Genomic DNA, 6,240 nt, shown 5'->3' with positions numbered 1-6,240 from the left:
CCCCCAGGATCCGGACGCGCACGTCAGCGGTGGGCGCGTCCGGATCCTGGGGGTGGCCGGGGTGTCGGATGCCGGCGAGCAGGCCGGGCAGGGCCCGGAGGACCTGGGGGTGGTGGCCGTTGCGGTAGGCGGTCCAGGCGTAGCCGACCTGGTCGTGGAGTTGCCGCAGGCTGGGGTGGTCGGTTTCGGGTGGGTCGTGTCGGGCCAGGGCCGCCCGGACGGATTCCATGTCGGGGGCGAGGTCGGTGACCGGTTCGGCGCGGGTCCGCTGGGCGAGCAGGACGTTCGGGGTGACCCCGAGCGCTCTGGCGACGGTTTCGATGACGGAGAGGCGGTCGAGGGTGCGTACGCCCCGTTCGACCTTGTCGACCCAGCTCTTGGACTTGCCGATGCGGTCGGCGAGGACCTGTTGGCTCATGCCCCGGCGGACCCGCAGGACGGCCATGCGGCGCCCGATGGGTGACTGGTTGCCGGCACGCCGGCCCGGCCCGGTCACCGCTGCCCCTCCGGCGGTGGCGGGACAGCGTGGGTGTACCCGCCACAGCGCGGACACCAGCGGGACTTGACCCGGAACGCCAGCAACCCGAGCAGGAAGCCCGGTACCAGCCCACCGAACACGATCGGCACCACTTCGGAGATCACGAAAAGTCTCGCTTCCTGGGCAGGGCAGAGGGGCTGTTCATAGCCGAGATTTCCCGTAGGTATCGCGTGACGCTGGCTGCCACCGCCTCGGCCTGCTCCACAAGCGTGAGTAGCGGCGAGTTGGTCGGCCGGCGCAGCTCAAGTGCGTCTTCGGCCCGCGCTAGGGCAGCCAGGTGGACGCGGGTCGATGCAAGGGCCCGGTTCACTACTTCGATGTCCCGTGCCAGCTCGCCGGTCTGGTCATCCATGCGGCTCTCCAGTGACTGAGGTCTAGCGTTCCGTGACGTTGGAATCATCCCAACCATTACAGGTGGGCAATGGGTAGTCAAGACCGTGCGGATAGATTGGTTGGTACGACATCAGGAAGGACGGCGACGTGGGCCAGCCGAAGTACCGTCAGATCGCCAGCGAGCTTCGAGGCCAGATCGTGTCGGGAACCCTGCGCGAAGGTGACCGGCTCCCGACCGAGCCCCAACTCCAGGACCAGTACGGCGTCTCACGTAACACCGTCCGCGACGCAACCGCGTTGCTGGTGAACGAGGGCCTCGTACACAGGGTGCCCGGACGCGCGGGCGGCATGATCGTCCGAAGGAAGGTCACTCTGACGTTCCACGCCCACCGCGCCGAGATGCCCGCCCAGCCGACAGCCGAGACGGACGCCTGGCGCTCGGAAGTCGTCGCGCAGGGCTACGAGGCGTCACAGGAGTTCTCCCTGATGATCCAGTCGCTCTCACCCGAACTTGCCGAACGCCTCCACGTCGAGACCGACTCGGTCGCCGTGCTGCGCCGATGCGTCCGGTACGTCAACGGCCAGCCGTCCTCGTTGCAGGACACCTACTACCCCATGGACCTGGCCGAGGAGATCCGCGAGTTGCTCTCGCCGAAGGACATCCCGCAGGGGACCACCAGGCTTCTGGCCGAACGGGGCCACGAGCAGACCGCCTACTACGACGAGTACATCTCCCGGATGCCGACACCCGAGGAGACGAACCTACTCGGCTTGCAGCCCGGCACAACGATCCTGCTGCACGTCCGCACCGGCTACACCGAACAGCGCCCGGTCCGGGTGTCCTTCAACGTGTTCGCCGGCGACCGCAACCAGATCGTCACCACCCACGGAGATGTCCGCCTCATCGCCAGGTTCCGCCCCGAGGAAACCCCCGAATGATCATCACCCCGGCCCGGTTGAAGGATGTCGACGTCATCATGGCCTGGCGGCGCGAGCGCGTGGCATGGCTCGCCGCCCGGGGCGAGGAACAGTGGTCCATCCCGTTACCCCGCTCTGCCGTGGCGGCGACCGTCTCCGCTGGACAGACGTGGTTGGTCTGGGAGGGCGACGACCCGATCGCCACCATCACCCTGACTGCCTACGTGGACGTGGACAGCCTGTGGAAGCCGGACCGGGACCCCGAAGCGCTGTGGTACCCGGAGGACGACCCAGCAGATGCCCTGTACGCGGCAAAGATGATGATCCCACTGGTCCATGCTGGTGAGAACCTCGGCGCAGAACTGCTGGACTGGGCCGGCGGACGGGCCTACGAGGCGGGATTGACCTGGCTGCGGCTGGACGCCTGGACCACGAACCAACAGCTACACGACTACTACCGCCGGCAGGGTTTTCGACACATCCGCACAATCGAGTCCCGCGTCTCCGGCGCTTGTTTCCAACGACCGTCCCAGCCGTACCTAAGCCGCCGCCTCAAGACGGAGACGGCATGATAATTCGCAACGAGCCAGGGCCGCACGCACCGAGTGAAACGAACCGGTTTGTGCGGCCATGAGCAACCTGGGGTGCGTCAGCCCTCGATTCCCCGCCCACTGGCGGTGGACACATCGATCTGACCAGTGACGGCAGCGGTGATCAACGCTTGGCGCCGCTCGGACAGAAGGCCGAGCTGTCGATCAATCACCGCCCGCAGTCTCCCCGTCGCCTCTGCGCCTCGGGCGACCTCCCGCACAAAATTGTCCTGTTCAGTGAGTGTGGCACGCGGAATTGGCCATTCCTTGATGTCCTCGCCACGCAACTTAACCATGGACTGAGATGTGCCGCGAGCGGCAGATTCGATCTGAATGCGGACCCGACTGCTCAGAGCGATCTGCACAATATAGTCCGCCCGGATTCCTGCTGCCAATCTGACGCGGTAGATGAGATCTGGAAGCAGGAGGCGGCTTACATCTCCGGTCGCCACTGCAACGTCGCCCACCAAATTTGGCGTATTGGCGCGTGTGACCAGCAGGTCCCCGGCTCGAACCTCGTATGCTTTGACGGGCTCGACCTCGTCGGGAAGCCTCTTGTTTTCTGCTGAATCGAAGTATCCGCCCTTAACTGCGCTCAGCTTGAGGACGCCCCACTCGTTTATTCCTTGCCGGGGGACCGCTTCGCACTGAGGGCTGGCGCCCTGCTCTATCCTGGTGACGAAGCGTCGGAAGGGAAGTTCGCCCACTCTGCTTGCTAGCCTTTCGGCAAGCGTGTCTCGCGATGCGCGATCTCGCTCGTCGAGCTTCTGCCTCACGGAATTTTGCAATCCAACAAGGTGATCGATGTGGGCCGACTCTGCATCTAGGAAGTTGGCGATGCGGCGCTGCTCGGTGGGTGGCGGCAGGGGTACCGGCAGTCGTTTGATGTCCCACTGGAATAGGTGAGGGACTCCCATGCCATCCTTTACGGAGTTAATCAACCCCTGTATTATGCTGCTCGCTAGAACGTACCTCAAGAATCTGGGTTCAATTCCCCTTGGCCGCAATATTGCAATCGAACCGTTTATAGTGGCTGGTCGTGGCACTGAACGCACTACGTTGGCGATGCCGAGCGTGCTCCCATCCTTGGCGAGAAGCACATCGCCTTCGGCGAGCTTCAGCTCAGGTGACTCCTCGTATCGGAACTCGGATATGTAGTTGACGTTCTTAAAGTCAATTTCTGGACTTTTGATGTTTGGAGTGGCCAGGAAGGCGTACCCGTCTTCTTGATACTCGGCTGCTGTCAGAGCTTTCCAGCCGATCCGTGCGTGCACTGAAGCGACCCGATCAACTCGGGTCACTCTCCACCCAGCAGGGACAGCCTCGAACGCCGACTTCATTCGGTCACCTCGCCCAGGAGTGCCTGAATCTCCGCCTCAAGCGCCTTCAGTTCGGCGTCGATTTCGGCGAGGGGCCTCGGGGGTTTGTAGACGTAGAAGTGGCGGGTGAAGGGGATCTCGTACCCGATCTTGGTCTTGTCGTGGTCGATCCAGGCGTCCGGGACGTGTGGGAGCACCTCGCGGCGTAGGTACTCTTCGACGTCCTCGTGCAGCGGCACGTTCTCGTAGTCGCGCAGCTCCGGGTCGGGCTCGGGGCTGCCCTTGACGAGCTGCACCTCGCCCTCGGGGTCGCGGACTCCGACGAGGTCCCGCAACGCCTTCTGGAAGGCGGTGCCCGTCGGCCAGGGCGCGCCGGCTCCGGCCATCGTGGTGCGCAGCGCGTCCCACGCGGCCCGTTTCGTCGTCCACACCTGCCCGATCAGCGGTTTCAGTGCGGTGGTCAGCGCGTCGGCGTCGGTCACCTTCTGGATCGGCTTCGAGGATGCCAGCGCGGTGAGGGTCTCCTCGGTGACCTCGAAGCGCAGCTTCAGGGGGCGTTCGACGGTGATCCGGCGGTACCCGAAGTCCTCGTTGGCGAAGACCTTCGCCTTGCCGTGCAGCGGGTGTTCCGGGTCGGCGGCGACGTGCAGCGCGTCCGCGTACAGCTTGGTGATGGTTTTGATCTGCTCGGGGGTGAGGTGTTTGCGCTTGTCGCCGAGCGACTTGCGCATCTTGGCGAACTGGTCGCGGGCGTCGAGCAGGACGACCTTGCCCTTGTGGTCGGTGGCCTTGCGGTTGGTGAGGATCCAGAAGTACGTGGAGATGCCGGTGTTGTAGAAGAGTTGGTCGGGCAGGGCGACGATGCCTTCCAGCCAGTCGTTCTCCAGGATCCACTGCCGGATCCGGGACTCGCCGGACTCGGCCGCCCCGGTGAACAGCGGGGAGCCGTTGAAGACGATGGCGATCCGGCTGCCGCCCCTGCCGTCGGCGGTGACCGGCTTCATCTTCGAGATCATGTGCTGGAGGAACAGCAGCGAGCCGTCGTTGATCCGGGGCAGGCCGGCGCCGAACCGGCCGCTGTCGCCGAGCGTCTCGTACTCCTGCTCTACCTCGTCCTTGACCTTCTTCCACTCCACGCCGAAGGGCGGGTTGGCCAGCAGGTAGTCGAAGTGGGCGCCGCGGTGGCCGTCGTCGCTGAACGAGTTGCCGAACTTGATGTTCTCCGGGTCCTGCCCCTTGATCATCATGTCGGACCGGCAGATCGCCCAGGACTCCGGGTTGAGTTCCTGACCGAAGACGGTGACCGTCGCGGACGGGTTGAGCGCGGTGATGTGCTCCTCGGCGGCGGATAGCATCCCGCCGGTGCCGCAGGCCGGGTCCATCACCGTACGGGAGACACCCGGGACGCTGAGCACGTCGTCGTCCGGGGCGACGAGCAGGTTCACCATCAGCTCGATGACCTCACGCGGGGTGAAGTGCTCACCGGCGGTCTCGTTGGACTGTTCGGCGAAACGCCGGATCAGCTCCTCGAAGACGTACCCCATCTGGTGGTTGGAGACGATCACCTTGGGTTGGCCGCGCTCGTCGGTGACGACCTGGCCGTCCTTCAGCTCGACGGGGCGCAGGTCCAGGTCGGCGAAACGGCCCACCACCCGGTAGAGCAGGTTCGCGCCGTCGAGCCGGCGGACCTGCGCGGCGAAGTCGTACTTCTCCAACACCTCCTGCGCGTTGTCGGAGAACGCGCCGACGTAGGCGAGCAGGTGCTTCGCGGTCTGCGCGGAGTCGTTGGCGATGGCCTTCAACGTGTACCGGCTGATGTTGTAGAAGCTGTGCCCGGAGGCGCGGCGCAGGAAGCGGGGCAGGTCGACGTTCTGCCCGGACAGCCGGTCGTACTCGGCGAGGACCTTGTCCCTGGTCGGTTCGAGGACGCATTCCAGGCGGCGCAGCACGGTGAACGGCAGGATCACCTTGCCGTAGTCGGACTGCTTGTAGTCGCCGCGCAGGAGGTCGGCGACCGACCAGGCGTGGTTCGCGAGTTCGGTGTGCTTGCTGCTGTTCAACGGGTTCCTTCTGCCGTGTCGGGTGGGAGGAGCGCACCGGCGGTGAGGCCGGCGGCCAGGGTACGGGCTGTCTCGTCGGCGAGGCGGTTGGCGAGGTCCGCCGCTGTGCGCAGCGCGGCAAGTTGGCGGAACGCCCGGCCGTAGCGCTGCTGCTCGGCGAGGGGGAGCAGGGGGAGCCGCAGGCGTCGCGGGTCGATGCGCACCACGGAGGTGCCGGACGAGGCGGCGTTGAGGTTGTCCTCGGCGGCCAGGAACCCGGCGAGGAACCACGGGTCGAGGCGGGTCGGGTCGGGTCGCAGCAGGTGCAGGTGCCGGCCGAGGCGGTGGCCGGCGTCGTCGGCGGTGGCGACCCGGGCGATGCTCACGCCCTCGTGCAGCATCTCGGGCAGGATGACGTCGCCGGCCTGGATGGTGACGTCCTCGTCGGAGGGTTCCTCGTCGGCCGTGCCGGAGGCCGGGCGGCGGGAGACCACGTCGCGGGC

The 6,240-nt window shown here is 65.8% G+C and carries 7 protein-coding genes and 1 pseudogene; 2 read left to right on the top strand and 6 right to left on the bottom strand.

The genetic code is table 11. The annotated features are described in order from the left end of the window. The 3 genes from GSF22_RS29170 to GSF22_RS29160 form a co-directional block, all read right to left on the bottom strand. The coding region (locus GSF22_RS29170) for a helix-turn-helix domain-containing protein (RefSeq protein ID WP_208817127.1) at window positions 1-445 on the bottom strand (445 nt) is incomplete at its 3' end. 47 nt (window positions 446-492) lie between these two features. Then, window positions 493-642, bottom strand: coding sequence for a hypothetical protein (locus tag GSF22_RS29165; RefSeq protein ID WP_244454332.1), 150 nt, complete (start codon window positions 640-642; stop codon window positions 493-495). Continuing rightward, on the bottom strand, window positions 639-890 hold the full coding sequence (locus GSF22_RS29160; protein ID WP_208817126.1) for a hypothetical protein: 252 nt from the start codon (window positions 888-890) through the stop codon (window positions 639-641). The genes GSF22_RS29165 and GSF22_RS29160 overlap by 4 nt, the downstream gene beginning before the upstream one ends. A 128-nt stretch (window positions 891-1,018) precedes the next feature. On the opposite strand from GSF22_RS29160, the gene GSF22_RS35875 reads away from it, so the two are divergent. Both GSF22_RS35875 and GSF22_RS29150 read left to right on the top strand, forming a co-directional pair. Then, on the top strand, window positions 1,019-1,810 hold the full coding sequence (locus tag GSF22_RS35875) for a GntR family transcriptional regulator (RefSeq protein WP_208817125.1): 792 nt from the start codon (window positions 1,019-1,021) through the stop codon (window positions 1,808-1,810). Continuing rightward, window positions 1,807-2,361 (top strand): GNAT family N-acetyltransferase, encoded by a 555-nt coding sequence (locus GSF22_RS29150; RefSeq protein WP_208817124.1) that lies wholly within the window; start codon window positions 1,807-1,809, stop codon window positions 2,359-2,361. Before GSF22_RS35875 ends, GSF22_RS29150 begins: the two co-directional genes overlap by 4 nt. A 77-nt stretch (window positions 2,362-2,438) precedes the next feature. Here GSF22_RS29150 and GSF22_RS29145 read toward each other — a convergent pair whose 3' ends face one another. The 3 genes and pseudogenes from GSF22_RS29145 to GSF22_RS29135 all read right to left on the bottom strand — a co-directional run. Beyond that, window positions 2,439-3,719, bottom strand: a complete 1,281-nt coding sequence (locus GSF22_RS29145; protein ID WP_208817123.1) for a restriction endonuclease subunit S — start codon at window positions 3,717-3,719, stop codon at window positions 2,439-2,441. After that, window positions 3,716-5,758: a type I restriction-modification system subunit M gene (locus GSF22_RS29140; protein WP_208817122.1), complete on the bottom strand. Its 2,043-nt coding sequence runs from the start codon at window positions 5,756-5,758 to the stop codon at window positions 3,716-3,718. Before GSF22_RS29140 ends, GSF22_RS29145 begins: the two co-directional genes overlap by 4 nt. Then, window positions 5,755-6,240: pseudogene (locus tag GSF22_RS29135) on the bottom strand (N-6 DNA methylase); the annotation flags it as partial. The pseudogene GSF22_RS29135 and the gene GSF22_RS29140, both read right to left, overlap by 4 nt.

The sequence above is a fragment of the Micromonospora echinofusca genome, assembly GCF_017614955.1.
Classification (GTDB): domain Bacteria; phylum Actinomycetota; class Actinomycetes; order Mycobacteriales; family Micromonosporaceae; genus Micromonospora; species Micromonospora echinofusca_A.
Note: the sequence above shows the minus strand (reverse complement) of the source record. Positions and strands in the feature narration are given on the sequence as shown.

Coding starts and splice junctions, on each gene's coding strand:
- GSF22_RS29160 (WP_208817126.1), bottom strand. CDS start 890: ATGGATGACCAGACCGGCGAGCTGGCACGGGACATCGAAGTAGTGAAC.
- GSF22_RS29150 (WP_208817124.1), top strand. CDS start 1,807: ATGATCATCACCCCGGCCCGGTTGAAGGATGTCGACGTCATCATGGCC.
- GSF22_RS29145 (WP_208817123.1), bottom strand. CDS start 3,719: ATGAAGTCGGCGTTCGAGGCTGTCCCTGCTGGGTGGAGAGTGACCCGA.